The organism is Streptomyces sp. NPDC008150, assembly GCF_042956945.1.
Taxonomy (GTDB): domain Bacteria; phylum Actinomycetota; class Actinomycetes; order Streptomycetales; family Streptomycetaceae; genus Streptomyces.
In genome coordinates this window covers 305,173-324,200 of record NZ_JBIBHJ010000004.1, presented here as the reverse complement: position 1 = coordinate 324,200, position 19,028 = coordinate 305,173, and the positions used below count along the sequence as shown (strand labels likewise).

General features: G+C 74.5%; 14 protein-coding genes. 8 read left to right on the top strand and 6 right to left on the bottom strand.

The annotated features are described in order from the left end of the window. The first annotated feature begins 30 nt into the window (after nucleotides 1–30). A complete protein-coding gene (locus ACFZA0_RS13150) occupies nucleotides 31–1,560 on the top strand; it encodes a protein kinase (RefSeq protein WP_391014923.1) in 1,530 nt (509 codons plus the stop codon). A gap of 42 nt (nucleotides 1,561–1,602) precedes the next feature. On the opposite strand, the gene ACFZA0_RS13145 is transcribed toward ACFZA0_RS13150, so the two are convergent. Genes ACFZA0_RS13145 through ACFZA0_RS13120 form a run of 6 tightly spaced genes read right to left on the bottom strand, consistent with a single transcriptional unit; the run spans nucleotide 1,603 to nucleotide 7,107 of the window. Next, nucleotides 1,603–2,829, bottom strand: a complete 1,227-nt coding sequence (locus ACFZA0_RS13145) for a cytochrome P450 (protein WP_391014921.1) — start codon at nucleotides 2,827–2,829, stop codon at nucleotides 1,603–1,605. Next, entirely contained in the window at nucleotides 2,829–4,046 is a 1,218-nt protein-coding gene (locus ACFZA0_RS13140) for a cytochrome P450 (protein ID WP_391014919.1), read from the bottom strand. The genes ACFZA0_RS13145 and ACFZA0_RS13140 overlap by 1 nt, the downstream gene beginning before the upstream one ends. Continuing rightward, on the bottom strand, nucleotides 4,043–4,669 hold the full coding sequence (locus ACFZA0_RS13135) for an ATP/GTP-binding protein (protein ID WP_391014917.1): 627 nt from the start codon (nucleotides 4,667–4,669) through the stop codon (nucleotides 4,043–4,045). Before ACFZA0_RS13135 ends, ACFZA0_RS13140 begins: the two co-directional genes overlap by 4 nt. Then, the gene (locus ACFZA0_RS13130) at nucleotides 4,650–4,997 is read right to left on the bottom strand and encodes a DUF742 domain-containing protein (RefSeq protein WP_391014916.1); all 348 of its coding nucleotides are present in this window, start codon (nucleotides 4,995–4,997) and stop codon (nucleotides 4,650–4,652) included. The genes ACFZA0_RS13135 and ACFZA0_RS13130 overlap by 20 nt, the downstream gene beginning before the upstream one ends. Further along, on the bottom strand, nucleotides 4,994–5,401 hold the full coding sequence (locus ACFZA0_RS13125; protein WP_391014914.1) for a roadblock/LC7 domain-containing protein: 408 nt from the start codon (nucleotides 5,399–5,401) through the stop codon (nucleotides 4,994–4,996). Before ACFZA0_RS13125 ends, ACFZA0_RS13130 begins: the two co-directional genes overlap by 4 nt. After that, nucleotides 5,398–7,107 (bottom strand): ATP-binding protein, encoded by a 1,710-nt coding sequence (locus ACFZA0_RS13120; RefSeq protein WP_391014912.1) that lies wholly within the window; start codon nucleotides 7,105–7,107, stop codon nucleotides 5,398–5,400. Before ACFZA0_RS13120 ends, ACFZA0_RS13125 begins: the two co-directional genes overlap by 4 nt. Before the next feature lie 322 nt (nucleotides 7,108–7,429). On the opposite strand from ACFZA0_RS13120, the gene ACFZA0_RS13115 reads away from it, so the two are divergent. From ACFZA0_RS13115 to ACFZA0_RS13085, 7 genes are all read left to right on the top strand, one after another. Next, nucleotides 7,430–10,447 carry an FAD-linked oxidase C-terminal domain-containing protein gene (locus ACFZA0_RS13115; protein WP_391014910.1) on the top strand — a complete coding sequence of 1,006 codons (3,018 nt, stop codon included), beginning with the start codon at nucleotides 7,430–7,432 and terminating at the stop codon, nucleotides 10,445–10,447. A 158-nt stretch (nucleotides 10,448–10,605) separates the two neighbouring features. Further along, on the top strand, nucleotides 10,606–11,562 hold the full coding sequence (locus ACFZA0_RS13110) for an EamA family transporter (RefSeq protein ID WP_391014908.1): 957 nt from the start codon (nucleotides 10,606–10,608) through the stop codon (nucleotides 11,560–11,562). Nucleotides 11,563–11,822: 260 nt separating this feature from the next. Next, nucleotides 11,823–12,617 carry a TIGR03084 family metal-binding protein gene (locus tag ACFZA0_RS13105; RefSeq protein WP_391014906.1) on the top strand — a complete coding sequence of 265 codons (795 nt, stop codon included), beginning with the start codon at nucleotides 11,823–11,825 and terminating at the stop codon, nucleotides 12,615–12,617. Nucleotides 12,618–12,679: 62 nt separating this feature from the next. Further along, entirely contained in the window at nucleotides 12,680–14,317 is a 1,638-nt protein-coding gene (locus tag ACFZA0_RS13100) for an acyclic terpene utilization AtuA family protein (RefSeq protein WP_391015366.1), read from the top strand. Continuing rightward, nucleotides 14,314–15,912: a carboxyl transferase domain-containing protein gene (locus ACFZA0_RS13095; protein ID WP_391014904.1), complete on the top strand. Its 1,599-nt coding sequence runs from the start codon at nucleotides 14,314–14,316 to the stop codon at nucleotides 15,910–15,912. The genes ACFZA0_RS13100 and ACFZA0_RS13095 overlap by 4 nt, the downstream gene beginning before the upstream one ends. Nucleotides 15,913–15,964: 52 nt before the next feature. Continuing rightward, the gene (locus tag ACFZA0_RS13090; protein WP_391014902.1) at nucleotides 15,965–17,815 is read left to right on the top strand and encodes a biotin carboxylase N-terminal domain-containing protein; all 1,851 of its coding nucleotides are present in this window, start codon (nucleotides 15,965–15,967) and stop codon (nucleotides 17,813–17,815) included. Then, complete coding sequence (locus ACFZA0_RS13085) at nucleotides 17,812–18,972, top strand: acyl-CoA dehydrogenase family protein (RefSeq protein ID WP_391014900.1); 1,161 nt, start codon at nucleotides 17,812–17,814, stop codon at nucleotides 18,970–18,972. Before ACFZA0_RS13090 ends, ACFZA0_RS13085 begins: the two co-directional genes overlap by 4 nt. Nucleotides 18,973–19,028 lie beyond the last annotated feature (56 nt).

Here is a 19,028-nt window from a genome sequence, read left to right as displayed (position 1 = left end):
CTCGGATGTCCGGGGGGCTGGAGGACGCCGATGGCTGTGCGCAGTGTGGGCGAAGGCCGTTACACGTTGGGGGAGCGACTGGGCGAGGGCGGCATGGGGGTGGTCTGGTCCGCGCGCGACGAGAAGATGCGCAGACCGGTCGCCGTCAAGCTGCTGCACCCCGAGGACGCGGACAGGGCGGAGACACGGAACCGCTTCCTCCGGGAGTGGCACAGCGTGGGGCGGCTTGCGCACGAGAACGTCGTCCGCGCGTACGACTGCGGCTGGGACGAGGGCGGGATGTACCTGGTCATGGAGCGGTTGGACGGGACGTCGCTGCGCCGGCGGATGCAGCAGGCCGCACCCGGAAGGCTGACGCTGGCACAGGTGATCGACTGGGGCGGTCAGATCTGCGACGCGTTGGACGCCGCCCACGAGGCGGGCCTGGTCCACCGGGACCTCAAGCCCGCCAACGTGCAGATCACCGGGCGGGACAGAGCCGTTCTGCTGGACTTCGGCATCGCGTGCTTCCAGGAGGACGAGTACGGCAACACCCGGATCACACCGGCCGGGTTCGTGGTGGGGACCCGGGAGTACATGTCGCCGGAGCAGACCCGTGGCGGGGACGTGGGACCGGCGTCGGATCTGTACTCGTTCGGATGTCTGTTGTACGCAATGCTGACCGGCCGGCCGCCGTTCCTGGAGGGCGACCTGGTGTCCCAGCACCGCTTCGGGGTGCCGGTTGAGCCGCGTGTCCGCCGCTCCGACGTGCCCCGGCGACTGAACGACCTGGTGATGGACCTGCTGGAGAAACACCCGCAACAGCGCCCCGCCGACGCCGGCACCAGCCGGAGGCTGCTGGCGGACAGTCTCTCCTCCGCCCCCCGGGCGGAGGAGGCCCGGTCCGCCCCGCGGGAGCCGGCGCCCGAGGGCGGCACCGACGGAACGCCCGGCGCGCCGAACGCCGCGACCATCGCCGCCGAGCAGGAATTGCGAGCCGATGCGCCGCCCGTCCGCGATGCGAGGCCCCCTGTCCCGTTGCCCGACTGGCGCGTGGGGGGCCGTGTGGGCACCGGACTGCTGGGCGGGCTGGGCACGTTCGGCCTGCTGCTCGGGGCCGGCGGCGCGGGGGTGGGCGTGGCCGCCTTCTGGGGTGGCTGCGCGGCGCTGCTCGCCTTCGTGAGCGGCCTGTCGGTGGCACTCACGGCACCGTCCGAGGAAGGCGCCGGCATCGCGATGGGCTGCCTCGGCCTGCCGGCGGCGCTGGCCGCGGTGGTCGGCGGGGTGTGGCTGGTGGCGGCCCGGGGCGGATTCCCCTGGTACTACGACTTCCTGATCGGGCTCGGTCTGGCGGTCGGCCTGCTCGCCCTGGCCTTCGTGGCGTTCGTCGCGTGGTCGTTCACTGGTGTGCAGGGCACCGACGCGATGCTCGTCAGCATCGGATTCGGCACCCTGGGGGTCGCGTTGTTCGCCGTCCACCTGCACTTTGCCTGGTGGACGGCGGTCCTGACGGGGGTCGGGCTGTGGGCGGTGGGAGTCGTGCTCACGGCGTTGGTGCACACCGCGGCCGGCGAGTCCTGACACGTGTGGGCCCCGGACGAGGTCCGGGGCCCACCAGCACCGCTACGGTTTCAGCTTCACCGGCAGTTCGAACAGGTCGTTCTGGGTCACGACCGGCTTGTTGCGCAGTTCGGAGGGGGCGACCGCCAGGTCGAGGTCCGGGAAGCGGGCGTACAGGGCGGGGAGGGCGACGCCGGCCTCCAGGCGGGACAGGGCCGCGCCGGGGCAGACGTGCGGGCCGTGCCCGAAGGAGATGTGCCGGTTCTTCGTCTCGCGGTCCACGTCGAACTCGCCGGCCGTCGGGCCGTGCGCCCGCTCGTCGCGGCCGATCGCGCCGTACGACACGATCAGGGCGTCGCCGGCCGGGATGACCTGGTCGCCGACGGGGACGTCCTCCGTCGCGAAGCGGATCAGCACGTGCGAGGTCGGGGTGGAGAACCGCAGGGTCTCCTCCACCACGGCCGACCAGTCCACCTCGCCGGAGAGCACCCGTTCGCGCTGCTCGGGGTGGGCGGACAGGTTGACGACCGAGTTGACGATCAGCGAGATCGTCGTCTCGTGGCCGGCGGCCACCATGAGCTGGAGGGTGGAGACGATCTCCGCGTCGGTGAGGTGGTCGCCGTCCGCGGACGCCAGGATCAGCGCGCTGGTGAGGTCGTCGCCCGGCTCGGCGCGCTTGGCCGCGACCGTCTCGCCCATGATCCCGGCCAGTTCGACCAGGGTCGCGATGACCTCCTCGGGCGGGGTCTGGGTGGAGAAGAACTTCTCGAACAGCACCTTCAGGCGCGGCAGCCGGTCCTCGTCGATGCCCATGAGGTCGGCGACCACGAACATCGGCAGCGGGTAGGCGAAGGCGGCCTTCAGGTCGACCTCGGACGCGTCGGCCGGCAGGTCGTCGAGCAGGCCCTCGGTCAGCTCGGTGATGCGCTCGCGCATCTGCTCCACCCGGCGCGGGGTGAGCGCCTGCGCGACCAGGGTGCGCAGCCGCCGGTGGTCGGCGCCGTCCACGGTCAGCATGGAGCGGCCGGGGTTGGCCAGGCCGATCAGCGGCCAGTCGGCGGGGATCTCGCCGCGCCGCCACGCGGACCACACGTCGATGTCCTTGACCAGCCGGGGGTCCGTCAGCAGCGCCTTCGCCTCGGCGTGCCGGGTGACGGCCCACACCGGGACGCCGCCGGGCAGCTCCACCGCGGCGAGCGGTCCGGCCGCGCGCAGCCGCTCGCTCTCGCCGTCCAGGTCCGTCACGAACGGGTCGAGGGCGATGCGCGTGGACGCTATGTCGGTCGTCATCAGGACGTGCCTCCCAGGGCAGGGGTCGGGGTGAACCGCACAGGCAACTCGGTCAGCCCCCGCAGCCAGGGCGAGGGGCGACGGGTGAGGGACTCGGCGGGGACCGCCAGGTCGATGTCGGGCAGCCGGTCGAGGACGACCTCGATGCCGGTCCGGGCGATGACCTCGGCCACCTCCTGCGCCGGGAACGGGCAGCGGTGCTCCCCGTGGCCGAAGGAGAAGTGGGCGTTGTTGCCGCCGGTGAGGGCGCCGTCCATGCGGACCTGGGGGTCCGAGTTGGCGCCCTGGAGGCCGAGCAGCAGCAGGTCGCCCGCGCGGATGCGGCGTCCGCCGAGCTGGGTGTCGCGCGAGGCCCAGCGCCCGGCCACGTTCTGGGTGGGCGTGTCCTCCCACAGCACCTCGTTCATCGCCTCGGCGACGCTGTTGCGGCCGCCGAACAGGGACGCGGCGAAGCGTTCGTCGGTCAGCATCAGGCGCAGCGAGTTGCCGATCCAGTCGGCGGTGGGCTGGTGGCCGGCGGCCATCATCACCATGAGGTCCTGCGCGACCTCCTCCTCGGTGAAGCCGCCGGTGTCGGCGAGCATCCGGGAGGCGACGTCGTCGGCCGGCGCGGCCTTGCGGGCGGCGAGCAACTCGCCCATGGAGGTGCCCAGATGGATCTGGCCGGCGATCGCGCGTTCGCGGCCGTCGATCATGTCGTTGAGCGCGGTGACGAGCCCGGGGCCCTGCTCGTCGGAGAAGCCGTACAGGCGGGCCAGGACGCGCACCGGCAGCAGCATGGCGTAGTCGCCGACGAGGTCGGTCTCGCCCTTCACGCACACCGCGTCGATGAGTTCGTCCGCGAACCGCTCGGCGTGGCCCCGCAGTTCGAACGGGTCGACGGCCTCCAGGGCGCCGCTGATCATGGCGGCGCGCTCGCGGTGCCGTTCGCCGACGGTGTAGAGGATCGAGGGCTGCTTGTGGCCGATCATCGGCAGCAGCGGCCAGTCGTCGGGGATGTTGTCCCACTGGCTCCACAGGTCGGAGTCGCGGCTGAACAGGGCCGGGTCCCCGGTCACCTGGTGCAGTTCGCGGTAGCCGAGGACCAGCCAGGCGGGGACGTCCCCGTCGAGCAGCACGGGGGTCACCGCTCCGTGGTCGCGGCGCATCTCCCGGTAGAGCGTGGCGGGGTCGGTCTGGAACCGGGGTCCGCCGAGCGGGACGGCGTCGGTGGTCACACGAGCTCCTGTCGGGGCAGGGCGGCCTGCGCCGCCTGTCCGGCGTACCGGTCCTTGATGTGCTGGACCAGCGCGATCAGTACCTGCTTGCTGGACCCGCGGGACCGGGCGTCGCAGTGCACCAGCGGCACGTGCGGGTCGAGGTCGAGGGCCTCGCGCACGTCCGCGGGGGCGAAGGCGGGGCCGCCGAAGTCGTTGCAGGCCACGATGAACGGCGTGCCGTGGTGCTCCAGGCGGTCGATGGCGTACCAGGAGTCGTCGATGCGGCGGGTGTCGACGAGGACGACCGCGCCGAGCGTGCCGGAGAACAGCCGGTCCCACAGGAACCAGAACCGCTCCTGGCCCGGCGCGCCGAACAGGTACAGCACGTTGTGCGCGTCGAGCGTGATCCGGCCGAAGTCGAAGGCGACGGTGGTGGCGGTCTTGCCGCGCACCTCGCTGGTGTCGTCGACGCCCTCGCCCGCGCGGGTCATCGTCTCCTCGGTGTTGAGGGGACGTATCTCGCTGACCGAGCGGACCAGGGTGGTCTTGCCGACGCCGAAGCCGCCCACGACCACGATCTTCAGGCCGTTGTCGGCCGATGCACCGAGTGGGGTGCGCGTTTCAGAGGTTGCGGAGTCCAACGAGCACCTGCTCCAGGATGTCGGGATCGGGAACGGCCGCCGCGCGGGGGTGCCGGGCGCTGATGCGGCCCGCCGCGAGGAGGTCGGAGAGCAGGACCTTGGTGATGCTGACGGGCAGCTTCAGCTCGGCGGCGATCTCCACCACCGCCGTGGGCCGTTCGGCCAGCCGGAGGATCTCGGCGGACTCCGACTGCATGCCGGGCGCGGGACCGCTCTCGGCCACGACGAGCGTCACCAGGTCGAAGGGACTGTCGGGTCCGGACCGGCTGCGTCCACCGGTGAGGGTGTAGAGCCGGTCCGGGGCGTCGTCCCTGCCGGGGCGGCTCATGACTCGCGGGGCTGCGCGGTCAGATGCTCACCTAGTTGCTCCACGAGTTCGCTCATGTTGTGGCCGACGAGGCCGGCGTCCGCGTCCTCGGCGGTGACGACCGCGAGGTGGGCGCCCTGGCCCGCCTCGACGATGAACAGCACGCCGCCGTAGAACTCGGTCATGGCGGAGCGCACGCCGCCGGTGCCGTCGCCGAACTCGACGGACGCGCCGTGCGACAGGGACTGGATGCCCGCGGCTATCGCGGCGAGCTGGTCTGCCTGGTCGACGGTCAGCTCCGGGGTGCGGCACAGCTTCAGGCCGTCCCGGGAGAGCACGAGCGCGTGCCGCGCGCCCGGGGTGCGCTCCAGGAGGCCCTCGATGAGCCAGGTGAGCTTCTCGTCGGCGGTGGTCGTGCCGGTCATGAGGTGGTGTCGCCTTCCGGGTACGCGTGCGGGGTCGAGGAGGTACTGGTGGCGGCCGGCGCGGCCTGCTCGCGGCCGGTGCCGTCGTCGGCGGTGTCCTGCGGGAGGCGGACCACGGGGATGCCGCGCGCCGGGGTGTCGTCGCGGCCGGCCGCGCGGACGGCCTGGCGGAAGCTGCTGAACCGGGCGGTACGGGTGCGTACCTCCTCGGCGGCGGGCGCCGGACGGGGCACGGCGGCGGCGCGGGCGGTGCCGCGCGAGCGCTCGGCCTCGGCGAGGGTGCGGCCCCGGCTGCGCTTGGGGAGCCCCGCGGGGCGCTCCTCGCGGCGCTCACCGGCGGCGGCCTCGCCCGCGTCCGTCTCCCGGGCGGCGGACCCGTGCGCCGGTACGGGCCCGGCGTCGGAGTCGGCGGGGTGGGAGTGCTGGGTGTCGGAGGCCGACGGGGCGGTGGGCGCGGCGGCCGCCGGGGCGGTGGTGCGCGCGGCCGTCGCGGTGGCCGGGGCGGCGGCCGGTGCCGCGGCGGGCGCGGCGTCGGCGGCCGGGCTGGTCAGGATGTCCTGCGGGACGAGCATGAGCACGCCGGTGCCGCCGCGCGCGGACGGCCGGTAGGACACCTTCAGCCCGTACTTGCGGGCCAGCCGGCCCACGACCGCGAGCCCGAGCCGGGTGCCGGTGAGGCCGCCGAGTTCGGCGCTGTCCCCGGCGACGGCCTGTTCGGCGCGGCGCAGCTGCACGTCGCCCATGACCAGCCCGCTGTCCTCCACGGACACGATGACGCCGGCCGGCACCTCCTCCACGTAGACGTGGACCTCGGCGGTCGGCGGCGAGAAGTTGGCGGCGTTGTCCAGGAGTTCGGCCAGTGCGTGCATCACGCCCTCGGCGGCGTGGCCGGCGACGGCGGCCTCGCTCGCGGAGTGGACGCGCACCCGCTGGTAGCCGTTGATGCGGCCCATCGCGCCGCGCAGGATCGACTCCATGCCGATCGGGCGGGCCCAGCGGCGGCCGGAGCGGGCGCCGGTGAGCACGGCCACGGAGTCGGCCAGGCGGCCGGCCTGCGCGGTGCGGTGGTCGAGGTGCAGCAGGTCGGCGAGGACGTCCTCGTCGCTGTGCCGTTCCTCCATCGACCGCAGGTCGGCGAGCATGCCGGTGGCCAGCGCCTGCATGCGGCCGGCGGCGTTGGCGGTCGCGGACAGCGCGGCGGCGCGGTCGCTCGCGGCGCGGCGCAGTTCGTCGGTGAGCCGTCCGTTCTCGCGGACCAGGCGGGCCTGCCCGGTGACGCTCTCGTGGGTCAGCCGGTCCTGCTCGACGGCGTGCTCGTGGGCCAACCGGGCCCGCTCGCGGTCGAGTTCGGCGGCGGCGCGGGCACGGGAACGGGTGAGTTCGCCGGTCAGGCGCTCGTGCTCGCGGCGGTGGTCCTCCTCGGCGCGGGCCCGCTCCTGGAGCAGCCGGGTGGTGTCGAGAGTGGCGGTTTCGAGACGGCGGCGCAGCAGCCGGTTGCTCTGCCGGGCGTGCGCCGCGACGGCGACCGCCACGCACAGCAGGACCGAGCCGGCGGCGCAGCCCCAGGCCAGCGGGGCCCGCACGGAGGCGGGTGCCGCCACGACGGCGGCGACGGCGACCGCCGCGCACAGGACGGCGGTTGTCAGCGGGGCGGGAGCCACGGTGCGCGGGGCGGGCCGGCCGCCGGGGGAAGTGGGCACGGTCATCAGTGGGGGTCCTCGGTCGGGTCCTCGGTCGCGCGGTCGTGACGGCGGCGGCCCTCGGTCGGTCCTTGGTGGGTACTGGGTGGTGCCTCGACAGTGGTGATGCTGGGCGGGAAGTGACACCGGATGCTCAACAGTGCGCCACTATATGAGAGTTGGAGATCGGCTTGGGAAGGTTCCGGTTCCGTTTTAGTGATCCGGCCGGTTTCCGCCAGGGCGGGACGCGCGGCCGGAGGGGCGGCGGCGGAGGCGTCTTCGCAGGTCCGGCACGGTGGCGGGCGTGGGCGCGGGCCCCGCGCGGGCGGCCGGGGGCATCCTGGGACGCATGACGGACGGACTGCCGGACCCCGCGACGAACCAGCCGCACTCCACCAGCGACCGGACGCGACCGCGGCCCCCCGGGTCCGGCCGGCCGGACCCGGCGGCCCTCGCGGCGGCCCTGCGGCGGGCCGTGCGGGGCGAGGTCGGCTTCGACGCCACCTCGCGCGCACTGACCACCATGGACGCGTCCAACTACCGCCGGGTGCCGCTCGGTTCGGTCGCCCCGCGCGACGCCGACGACGTGGCCGCCGTCCTCGCCGTGTGCCGCGAGCACGGCGTGCCGGTGGTGCCGCGCGGCGGCGGCACCTCCATCGCCGGGCAGGCCACCGGCACCGGCGTCGTCCTCGACCTCACCCGGCACATGAACCGGCTGCTGTCCCTCGACCCGGAGACGCGCACCGCCGTGGTCCAGCCCGGCCTGGTCCTGGACCGGCTCCAGGAGGCCGCCGCGCCCCACGGCCTGCGCTTCGGCCCCGACCCCTCGACGCACAGCCGCTGCACCCTCGGCGGCATGATCGGCAACAACTCCTGCGGCTCCCACTCGGTGGCGTGGGGGACCACGGCGGACAACGTCGCCACCCTGTCGGTGCTGACCGCGCGCGGTGAACAACTCCGGTGCGGACAGGACTGGTCGGGGGCTCCGGACGGTCTGCGGGCCCTGGTGGACGGTGAGTTGGCGGCGCTGCGCACCGGCTTCCCCGAACTTCCGCGCCGTATCTCGGGTTACGCCCTGGACGCCCTGCTGCCCGAGCGCGGCGCGGACGTCGCCCGCTCGTTCTGCGGTTCCGAAGGCACCCTCGGCGTCCTCACCGAGGCCGTCGTGCGGCTCGTCGAGGCGCCCCGGGCACGGGCGCTGGCCGTGCTCGGCTACCCCGACGAGAGCGCCGCCGCCGAGGCCGCCGCCGGACTGCTGCCGTACGGGCCGCTCACCGTGGAGGGCATGGCGGCCGACCTGGTGCCGTCGCCGGCCGGGCTCCCCCGGGGCGGCGCGTGGCTGTTCGTGGAGACCGGCGGTGCCACCGCCGCCGAGGCCCGTGCTCGCGCCGACGCCGTGGTCCGCGCCGCCGACGTGCTCGACGCCGCCGTCGTCACGGACCGGGCCGGGCAGCGGGCCCTGTGGCGGGTGCGCGAGGACGCGAGCGGCACGGCCACCCGGATGCCCGACGGCTCGGAGGCGTGGCCCGGCTGGGAGGACTGCGCGGTGCCGCCCGCCCGACTCGGGCCCTACCTGCGGGAGTTCAGGTCGCTGCTCACCGCGCACGGCCTGCGGGGCACCCCGTACGGGCACTTCGGGGACGGCTGCATCCATGTCCGCATCGACTTCGACCTGTTGACGGCCCCGGGCGTCGCGCGCTTCCGCCGCTTCTCCGAGGAACTGGCCGACCTGGTCGTCGCGCACGGCGGCTCCCTCTCCGGCGAGCACGGCGACGGGCAGGCCCGCGCGGAACTGCTGCCGCGCATGTACGGGCCTTGCACGGTCGCCCTGTTCGAGCGCGCCAAGGCCCTCTGGGACCCCGACGACCTGCTCAACCCCGGCATGCTGGTCCGCCCCGCCCCGCTGGACTCCAACCTGCGGTTCGCCGTGCTCCCGTCCCGCCCGGTCGACGTCGTCTTCGGCTACCCGGCCGACGGGGGCGACTTCTCGGCGGCGGTCCGCCGCTGCGTCGGCGTCGCCAAGTGCCGTACGACGGGCGACGGTTCGGACCGGAGCGGCGAGACGTCCGTGATGTGCCCGTCCTTCCGGGCCACCGGCGCCGAGGAGCACTCCACGCGCGGCCGGGCACGGCTGCTGCACGAGATGCTCGCCGGGGAGATCGTCACCGACGGCTGGCGCTCCACGGAGGTGCGGGACGCGCTCGACCTGTGCCTGTCCTGCAAGGGCTGCCGCACGGACTGCCCGGTCGCCGTCGACATGGCCACGTACAAGGCGGAGTTCCTGCACCACCACTACGCGGGCCGGCGCCGCCCCGCCGCCCACTACACCATGGGCCGGCTGCCGTTCTGGCTGCGCTGGACCGCCCGCACCCGCACGGCGGCGCTGTTCAACGCCCTCGCGCGCGTGGGTCCGTTGGCGCGCGCGGCCAAGCGGCTCGGCGGGATCGCGCCGGGACGCGACGTGCCCCGTCTCGCGCGCGAGACGTTCACCGGGTGGTGGGGGCGGCGGATCGCCGCGCGGGGCGCGGCCGGAGTGCGGCCCGGAGGGTCCGGGCGCCCCGTGGTCGTCCTGTGGCCCGACACCTTCACCGAGCACCTGTCGCCGTCCGTGGGCCGGGCCGCCGTACGGGTCCTGGAGGCCGCCGGTCTCGACCCGGTCCCGCCGCCGGTCCTGCGCACCGGGCCCGCCCGGGTGGGGGACGGCCGGTCGCGGTTCCTGAACCCCCTCGCGGGGCGCGGCGGCCGGGTCTGCTGCGGCCTGACGTACGTCTCCACCGGCCAGCTCGACCGGGCCCGCGCGGTGCTGCGCCGCACGCTCGACCTGCTCGGCCCCGTCCTCGGGCCGCCCGGCGGCGGACCCGTCCCGCCGGTCGTCGTCCTGGAGCCGAGCTGCGCGGCGGCCCTGCGCGCCGACCTGCCCGAGCTGCTGCACGACGACCCGCGCGCGGCACGTCTCGCCGGGGCCGTCGTCACGTTCGCCGAGGCACTGGAGCGGTACGCCCCGGACTGGACGCCTCCGCGCCTGGACCGCCCGGTGGCCGGTCAGACCCACTGCCACCAGCACGCCGTCCTCGGCGACGGCGCCGACCGCGGGCTGCGCGCCGCGGCCGGTCTGACCGGCGACCTCAGCGGCGGCTGCTGCGGCCTGGCGGGCAACTTCGGCTTCGAGCGGGGCCACGAGGAGGTGTCGGCGGCGTGCGCGGAGGAGCGGCTGCTGCCGTCGGTGCGGGAGGCGCCGCACGACGCGGTGGTCCTGGCGGACGGCTTCTCCTGCCGTACCCAGTTGAGCCAGCTCGCGGGGGTGCGCGGGCGGCACCTCGCGGAGGTGCTGGCGGAGGGGCTGGGGCAGGCGCCGGAGGAGGAGTGAGCGGGAGCACACCGCCCTGCCGCGAGGTCAGGCGCATAACCGGTTCACACCCCTGACGCGGTCCATTACCCTAGACCGGAAAGTGCATCACGCTGTACGGATACCCTCGTTGCCGCCAGCCCGACCGACCCTGAGACGAGCCCCTTGTGGAAGGCCCCGTGAACACGCCCCGCGCCACCGCGTCCTCCTCGGCGCCGCCCGTGCCGGACGCCGGCGGCGCGACCGGCCCGTCCACCGCGCACGGCGGCTCGCGGCTGGGCCCGCTCGGGCCCGTGGGCCTGGTGCTCGCGGGCGGGATCTCGGTGCAGTTCGGCGCGGCGCTCGCCGTGAAGCTGATTCCGCGGGCGGGCGCGCTCGGCGTGGTGAGCCTGCGGCTCACGGTCGCCGCGGTCGTCCTGCTGGCGGTCTGCCGTCCCCGGCTGCGCGGGCACTCGCGCGCCGACTGGGGAACGATCGTCGCGTTCGGCGTCGCGATGGCAGGCATGAACGGCCTCTACTACCAGGCGGTCGCCCGCATCCCGCTGGGCGCCGCCGTCACCCTGGAGGTCCTGGGCCCACTGGCCCTCTCCGTCATCGCCTCGCGCCGCGCGGTCAACCTGGTGTGGGCGGGACTCGCGCTGTGCGGCGTGTTCCTGCTGGGCGGCGGGGGCTTCGGCTCCCTGGACCGCGTGGGCGCCGCGTTCGCGCTGGGCGCGGGCGCGATGTGGGCGCTGTACATCGTCTTCAGCGCGCGTACCGGCAGACGCTTCCCGCAGGCGGACGGTCTCGCCCTCGCGATGGCGGTGGGCGCGGTGGTGTTCCTGCCGCTGGGGATCGCCGAGTCGGGCTCGAAGCTGGTCGTCCCCTCGACGCTGGGCCTGGGCGCGGCGGTCGCGGTGCTCTCGTCCGTCCTCCCGTACACGCTCGAACTCCTGGCACTGCGCCGCATGCCGGCGTCCACGTTCGCGATCATGATGAGCCTGGAACCGGCGATCGCGGCGACGGCCGGCCTGCTGGTCCTCGGCCAGGCGCTGTCGGCGACGGAGGTTGTGGCGATGGTCCTCGTCATCGCGGCAAGCATGGGTGCGGTCCGCACCCAGGTCGCCCGCTCGAAACTGCCACCCCTGGACGGCTGAGGGGCGGGTCGGACGTCAGCGCTCGCCGCTGCCCGGAGGGGCGACCCACTCCGCGGGCTGACCCGTCAGGGACGCGATCATGTCGAAGTCGAGGTCGATGACCGTTCTCGCCATGGACTGCTCCCTGTGGATGACTGCGACTCCTCGCGCGCCCCGTCCCGGGAGGAAATTCATGCAAGCACGCTTGCTTGTTTCCTGCCCCGCTGCCATGCTCCCTCACGCACCGCCCCGCACACCGTCGTGCCCGAGGGGGAGTCTCCGTGTCCGACCCGACGCCCGTCATCGACGACCTGCACGAGGAAGGCGAGGAACTCGACCGGCTCGTCGCCGGGTTGGACGAGGAGCAGTGGGCCCTCGCCACCCCCGCGCCCGGCTGGAGCGTCGCGCACCAGATCGCGCACCTCGCCTGGACCGACCGGCAGGCGCTGCTCGCCGCCACCGACCCGGACGCCTTCGCGGCGGAGGTCGACAGGGCGATCGCGAGCCTCGGCGCCAACGTCGACGAGGCCGCCGCCGAGGGTGCCGCGCAGCCCCCGGCCGTGCTGCTCGCGCAGTGGCGGGCCGGGCGGGCGGCACTGGACAAGGCGCTGCGGTCGCTGCCGCCGGGCGGGCGCTTCCCGTGGTTCGGACCGCCCATGTCGGCCGCCTCCATGGCCACCGGGCGGCTGATGGAGACCTGGGCGCACGGGCAGGACGTGGCCGACGCGCTCGGTGCCGTGCGCACCCCGACCGGACGGCTGCGGCAGGTGGTGCGGATCGGTGTGCGGGCCCTGCCGTTCGCCTACGCCGCGCACGGACTCACCCCGCCCGCCCAGGAGTTCAGGGTCGAGGTCACCGGCCCGGACGGTGAACTGTGGACGTACGGACCCGAGGACGCCGCGCAGCGGGTGACCGGGCCCGCGCTCGACTTCTGTCTCCTGGTGACCCAGCGCGCCCACCGCGACGACCTCGCCGTGCGCGCCGAGGGCCCGGACGCCGACCGCTGGCTCGGCATCGCCCAGGCGTTCGCGGGCCCGCCCGGCGCGGGCCGCCCGCCGAAGGGCGGCGCCAGGTGAACGGCCCCCGCCCGCTGCGGGTGGGCAACGCCTCCGGCTTCTACGGCGACCGCTTCGACGCGATGCGCGAGATGCTCACCGGCGGCGAACTCGACGTCCTCACCGGCGACTACCTCGCCGAGCTGACCATGCTCATCCTCGGCCGCGACCGGCTGAAGAACCCGGAGCACGGTTACGCCCGCACGTTCCTGCGGCAGTTGGAGGAATGCCTCGGTCTCGCCCACGAGCGGGGCGTGCGGATCGTCACCAACGCGGGCGGCCTCAACCCGGCCGGACTGGCGGACGCCGTACGGGAGTTGGCGCAGCGGCTCGGGATACCCGCCCGGGTCGCGCACGTCGAGGGGGACGACCGGGGCGCCGGGCATCCCGGCGCGCTCACCGCCCACGCCTACCTCGGCGGGTTCGGCATCGCCGAGGCGCTGCGCGCGGGCGCCGGCATCGTCGTCACCGGGCGGGTCACCGACGCCGCGCTCGTCACCGGGCCCGCCGCCGCCCACTTCGGCTGGGGCCCCGGGGACCTGGACGCCCTCGCGGGCGCCGTCGTCGCCGGGCACGTGCTGGAGTGCGGCGCGCAGGCCACCGGCGGCAACTACGCCTTCTTCACCGAGCACGACCCCGCCCTGCTGCGGCACCCCGGCTTCCCGCTCGCCGAGGTGCACGCGGACGGCACCGCCGTCGTCACCAAGCACCCCGGCACCGGAGGCGTCGTCGACGTCGGCACCGTCACCGCCCAACTCCTCTACGAGACGGGGCCGGTGCGGTATCCGGGGCCCGACGTGACCGCGCGGCTCGACACGGTGCGGCTCACCCAGGACGGGCCCGACCGGGTGCGGATCGAGGGGGTGCGCGGCGAGGCACCGCCGCCCACGCTCAAGGTCGGGCTCAACAGGCTCGGCGGCTTCCGCAACGAGGTCGTGTTCGTGCTCACCGGCCTGGACGTCGAGCGCAAGGCCGACCTGCTGCGGGACCAGATGGAGGGTGCCCTCGACGCCGCCACGTCCCGTCCCGCCGAGGTGCGGTGGGACCTCGTGCGCACCGACCGGCCCGACGCCGACACCGAGGAGACGGCGAGCGCGCTGCTGCGACTCGTCGTCCGCGACCCCGAACAGGAGCCGGTGGGGCGGGCGTTGAGCGGTGCGGCCGTCGAACTCGCGCTGGCCAGCTACCCCGGCTTCACCGTCCTCGCACCGCCCGGACGCGGCGCCCCCTACGGCGTCTTCAGCTCCGCGTACGAGCCGCAGGACGCCGTCGGGCACGTCGCCGTCCTGCCCGACGGCACCCGGCACCCCGTACCGCCGCCGTCGCGGACGCGCGCCCTCGACGCCGTGCCGGAGCCCCCGCTGCCCGCACCGCCACCGGCCGGCGGGCCGGCCCGCCGCGCCCCGCTCGGTCTCGTCGCCGGGGCCCGCAGCGGGGACAAGGGCGGCGACGCCAACCTCGGGGTGTGGGTGCGCACCGACGACGCCTGGCGCTGGCTCGCGCACACCCTGACCGTCGACCGTCTGCGCGAACTCCTGCCCGAGACCGCCGGGTTGTCCGTCACCCGGCACGTACTGCCGAACCTGCGCGCGCTCAACTTCGTGGTCGAGGGGCTGCTCGGCGAGGGCGTCGCCGCCCAGCACCGGTTCGACCCGCAGGCCAAGGCCCTCGGCGAATGGCTGCGCTCCCGCCACCTGGACATCCCGGAGGCCCTGCTGTGACCGTCCTGCCCACCGCGCTCGACGCGGCCGCCCCCGAGTACCGGGCCAACCGCGACACCATGCTCGCCCGGCTCGCCGACCTCGACACCGAGCACGCCAAGGCCCTCGCGGGCGGCGGCGAGAAGTACGTCGAACGGCACCGCGGGCGCGGCAAGCTGCTCGCCCGCGAGCGCGTCGAGCTGCTGCTCGACCCCGACACCCCGTTCCTCGAACTGTCCCCGCTGGCCGGCTACGGCAGCGAGTACACGGTGGGTGCCTCGCTCGTCACCGGCATCGGGGTCGTCGAGGGCGTCGAGTGCCTGATCACCGCCAACGACCCGACCGTGCGCGGCGGCGCGAGCAACCCGTGGAGCCTGAAGAAGGCCCTGCGCGCCAACGACATCGCGCTCGCCAACCGGCTGCCCTGCATCAGCCTCGTCGAGTCCGGCGGCGCCGACCTGCCGTCGCAGAAGGAGATCTTCATCCCCGGCGGCGCGATCTTCCGGGACCTCACCCGGCTGTCCGCGGCCGGCATCCCGACCGTCGCCGTCGTCTTCGGCAACTCCACGGCGGGCGGCGCGTACGTGCCCGGTATGTCCGACCACGTGATCATGGTCAAGGAGCGGGCGAAGGTGTTCCTCGGCGGTCCGCCGCTGGTGAAGATGGCGACCGGTGAGGAGAGCGACGACGAGTCGCTCGGCGGCGCCGAGATGCACGCCCGCGTCTCCGGTCTCGCCGACCACTTCGCCGTGGACGAGCAGGACGCGCTGCGCCAGGCCCGCCGCGTCGTCGCCCGGCTCAACCACCGCAAGGCGTACGCCGATCCACCGCTCGCCGAGCCGCCCAAGTACGACCCCGAGGAGCTGCTGGGCATCGTCCCCGGCGACCTGCGCACCCCCTTCGACCCGCGCGAGGTGGTGGCCCGCGTCGTCGACGGCTCCGACTTCGACGAGTTCAAGCCGCTGTACGGGGCGAGCCTCGCGACCGGCTGGGCCACCCTGCACGGCTATCCCGTCGGCATCCTCGCGAACGCGCAGGGCGTGCTGTTCAGCGAGGAGTCGCAGAAGGCCGCGCAGTTCATCCAGCTCGCCAACCAGCGCGACATCCCGCTGCTGTTCCTGCACAACACCACCGGCTACATGGTCGGCCGGGAGTACGAGCAGGGCGGCATCATCAAGCACGGCGCGATGATGATCAACGCGGTCTCCAACTCCCGTGTCCCGCACCTGTCCGTGCTGATGGGCGCCTCCTACGGGGCCGGCCACTACGGGATGTGCGGGCGGGCCTACGACCCGCGGTTCCTGTTCGCGTGGCCGAGCGCCAAGTCGGCGGTGATGGGCCCGCAGCAGCTCGCGGGCGTCCTGTCGATCGTCGCCCGCCAGTCGGCCGCCGCGAAGGGCCGCCCGTACGACGACGAGGCGGACGCCGCTCTGCGCGCCATGGTCGAGCAGCAGATCGAGGCGGAGTCGCTGCCGATGTTCCTGTCCGGGCGGCTCTACGACGACGGTGTCATCGACCCGCGCGACACCCGCACCGTCCTCGGTCTGTGCCTGTCCGCCCTGCACAACGCGCCGTACGAGGGCGCGCGCGGCGGCTTCGGCGTCTTCCGGATGTGAGCGCGGTGACCGCAGCACAGGCCCTCCGACAGCCGAGAGAGGTACCCGTCCCATGATTTCGACCCTGCTGGTCGCCAACCGGGGCGAGATCGCCTGCCGCGTGTTCCGCACCTGCCGCGCGGCCGGCATCCGCACGGTCGCCGTCCACTCCGATCCCGACGAACAGGCCCTGCACGTACGGGAGTCGGACGTCGCCGTCCGGCTGCCCGGGGCCACGCCCGCGGAGACCTACCTGCGCGGCGACCTGATCGTGAAGGCGGCCGTCGCGGCGGGCGCCGACGCGGTGCACCCGGGCTACGGGTTCCTCTCCGAGAACGCGGACTTCGCCCGCGCCGTCCGGGACGCCGGGCTGATCTGGGTCGGCCCGCCCCCGGAGGCGATCGAGGCGATGGCCTCCAAGACCCGCGCCAAGGAACTGATGGGCGTCGAACCGCTCACCGAGGTCACCGAGGACGACCTTCCGGTGCTGGTGAAGGCGGCGGCGGGCGGCGGCGGACGCGGCATGCGCGTGGTGCGCGAACTCGCCCAGCTGGAAGCCGAGTTGAGCATGGCGCGGGCGGAGGCGGCGAGCGCCTTCGGGGACGGCGAGGTGTTCGTCGAGCCGTACGTCGAGGGCGGGCGCCACGTCGAGGTGCAGGTGCTCGCCGACGCGCACGGCACCGTGTGGGTGCTCGGCACCCGGGACTGCTCCCTCCAGCGCCGCCACCAGAAGGTGATCGAGGAGACCCCGGCGCCCGGCCTGTCCCCGGAGCTCACCGAGGAGCTGTACGCGGCGGCCCGCCGCGCCACCGCCGCCGTCGGCTATCGCGGCGCGGGCACGGTGGAGTTCCTGGTGGCCGGCGGACGCGCCCACTTCCTGGAGATGAACACCCGCCTCCAGGTCGAACACCCGGTCACCGAGGCGGTGTTCGGCGTCGACCTGGTCGCCCTGCAACTGCGGGTCGCCGAGGGCGGGGCCCTCGACCCGGAGCCCCCGGCCCCGCACGGGCACGCGGTGGAGGCCCGCCTCTACGCCGAGGACCCCGCGCACGCCTGGGCACCGCAGACCGGCACCCTGCACCGCCTCCGCGTCCCCGGGGTCCGCCTGGACTCCGGCTACGGCGACGGCGACCGGATCGGGGTGCACTACGACCCCATGCTGGCCAAGGCCGTCGCCCACGCGCCCACCCGCGCCGAGGCGGTCCGCGCGCTGGCGGGCGCCCTGGAACGGGCGGCGGTGCACGGCCCGGTCACCAACCGCGACCTGCTCGTCCGCTCCCTGCGGCACGAGGAGTTCACCGGCGGCCGCATGGACACCGGCTTCTACGACCGCCACCTCGCCGCCCTCACGGCCACCGTCCCCGACCCGCACGCCCCGCTCGCCGCCGCCCTCGCCGACGCGGCGCGCGGCGGGTCGCGGTTCGGCGGCTGGCGCAACCTCCCCTCCGCCCCCCAGACCAGGCGGTACGCGGTCGGCGGCGCGGAGACCGAGGTCCACTACAGGCACACCCGCACCGGTCCCGCCGCCGACGGCGTCCGCGTCGTGCACGCCGACGCCGGTCTCGTCGTCCTCGAAGTCGAGGGCGTACGCCGGAGGTTCACCGTCGCCCGGTACGGCGACCAGGTCCACGTGAACGCCACCGCGCTCACCGCCCTGCCGCGCTTCGCCGACCCGGCCGCCCAGCGCGCCCCGGGCTCACTGCTCGCCCCGATGCCCGGCACCGTCGTCCGCGTCGCGGACGGTCTCGCGGTCGGCTCGGCGGTCGCGGCCGGACAGCCGCTGCTGTGGCTGGAGGCCATGAAGATGGAACACCGCATCACCGCACCTGTCGCGGGGACCCTCCGGGCCCTGCACGCCGAACCCGGCCGCCAGGTCGAGGTCGGCGCCCTGCTCGCCGTCGTACAGGAGGACCAGGAACCGTGAGCGCCACGCTGGAAACCCAGGAGAACAAGGACCTGCGCACCGCGGTCGCCGCCCTCGGCAAGCGGTACGGGCGCGCCTACCTGGCCCGGATCGTCGAGGAGGGCGGCCGGCCCGACGAACTCTGGTCGGAGGCGGGCAAGCTCGGCTACCTCGGGGTGAACCTGCCCGAGGAGTACGGCGGCGGGGGCGGCGGCATAGCCGAACTGTCCATCGTCCTCGAGGAGTTGGGCGCGGCCGGCTGTCCGCTGCTGATGCTGGTGGTCTCGCCCGCCATCTGCGGCACGGTCATCGCCCGGTTCGGCACCGAGGCGCAGAAGCGGGAGTGGCTGCCCGGCCTCGCCGACGGCACCCGCACCATGGCGTTCGGCATCACCGAGCCCGACGCCGGGTCCAACTCGCACCGCATCACCACCACCGCCCGGCGGGACGGCACCGACTGGCTGCTCACCGGGCGCAAGGTGTTCGTCTCCGGCGTGGACATCGCGGACGCCACCCTGATCGTGGGCCGGACCGAGGACGCCCGCACCGGCAGGCTCAAGCCCTGCCTCTTCATCGTCCCGCGCGACGCGGAGGGGTTCGGCCGCCACCGGATCGACATGGAACTGCACGGCGCGGAGAAGCAGTTCGAGCTGGTCCTCGACGACGTGCGGCTGCCGGCCGAGGCGCTCGTCGGCGACGAGGACGCGGGGCTGCTGCAACTTTTCGCCGGCCTCAACCCCGAACGCGTGATGACCGCCGCGTTCGCCATCGGCATGGGCCGCTTCGCGCTCGCCCGCGCGATCGAGTACGCCCGGGAACGCACCGTGTGGAAGACCCCGATCGGCGCCCACCAGGCCATCGCGCACCCCCTCGCGCAGGCCCACATCGACCTGGAGATGGCCAGGTTGATGATGCAGAAGGCCGCGGCCCTCTACGACGCGGGCGACGACATGGGCGCGGGCGAGGCGGCCAACATGGCCAAGTACGCGGCGGGGGAGGCGTGCGTGCGCGCGGTCGACCAGGCCGTGCACACCCTCGGCGGCAACGGCCTCACCCGCGAGTTCGGCCTCGCCTCGCTGGTCACCGCCGCCCGCGTGGCGCGGATCGCGCCGGTGAGCCGGGAGATGATCCTGAACTTCGTCTCCCACCAGACCCTGGGGCTCCCCAAGTCGTACTAGGCGTAGTTGAGTTGGCAGGGTCCGCCCGTTCCCTTCGTACAGCGTCGTACCAGGAG

Bases quoted from the DNA above. Each gene is read 5' to 3' on its own strand.
- ACFZA0_RS13150 (WP_391014923.1), top strand. From the start codon at position 31: ATGGCTGTGCGCAGTGTGGGCGAAGGCCGTTACACGTTGGGGGAGCGA.
- ACFZA0_RS13145 (WP_391014921.1), bottom strand. From the start codon at position 2,829: ATGACGACCGACATAGCGTCCACGCGCATCGCCCTCGACCCGTTCGTG.
- ACFZA0_RS13130 (WP_391014916.1), bottom strand. From the start codon at position 4,997: ATGAGCCGCCCCGGCAGGGACGACGCCCCGGACCGGCTCTACACCCTC.
- ACFZA0_RS13125 (WP_391014914.1), bottom strand. From the start codon at position 5,401: ATGACCGGCACGACCACCGCCGACGAGAAGCTCACCTGGCTCATCGAG.
- ACFZA0_RS13120 (WP_391014912.1), bottom strand. From the start codon at position 7,107: ATGACCGTGCCCACTTCCCCCGGCGGCCGGCCCGCCCCGCGCACCGTG.
- ACFZA0_RS13115 (WP_391014910.1), top strand. From the start codon at position 7,430: ATGACGGACGGACTGCCGGACCCCGCGACGAACCAGCCGCACTCCACC.
- ACFZA0_RS13100 (WP_391015366.1), top strand. From the start codon at position 12,680: ATGCGCGAGATGCTCACCGGCGGCGAACTCGACGTCCTCACCGGCGAC.
- ACFZA0_RS13090 (WP_391014902.1), top strand. From the start codon at position 15,965: ATGATTTCGACCCTGCTGGTCGCCAACCGGGGCGAGATCGCCTGCCGC.